This is a genomic window from Phaeobacter sp. SYSU ZJ3003 (assembly GCF_041300735.1).
Classification (GTDB): domain Bacteria; phylum Pseudomonadota; class Alphaproteobacteria; order Rhodobacterales; family Rhodobacteraceae; genus Phycobacter; species Phycobacter gallaeciensis_A.
In genome coordinates this window covers 1-318 of sequence record NZ_PXNU01000189.1, presented here as the reverse complement: position 1 = coordinate 318, position 318 = coordinate 1, and the positions used below count along the sequence as shown (strand labels likewise).

Here is a 318-nt window from a genome sequence, read left to right as displayed (position 1 = left end):
TGTCTTCTCCGGCGGCACCCACCTGCTGACCCTGCCCAGGGGGCGGGCCAAGGCGAACGGCAAGCATGACCAGGTCGTGAACTATCACCATGTCATCCATTCGCTGCGCAGGAAGCCCATGGCCCTTCTGCATCTCGTTTACCGCGACAAGCTCTTCCCGCGCCAGGAGTACCGGCGTGCCTTCGAGGCGCTCATCGACCGGCTGCCCGAACGGCAGGCCTGCAAGATCACAGTCGAGCTGCTTGCCCTGGCGCATGAGCGCAGCTGCGAGCGGGCGCTGGCAGCGGAACTGGCCAAGGTGCTCGAGGCCGGCGGTCT

General features: G+C 66.4%; 1 pseudogene. It reads left to right on the top strand.

Annotated features, from left to right (window positions below):
* A pseudogene (locus tag C6W91_RS21360) lies at positions 1 to 318 on the top strand (IS21 family transposase); the annotation flags it as partial.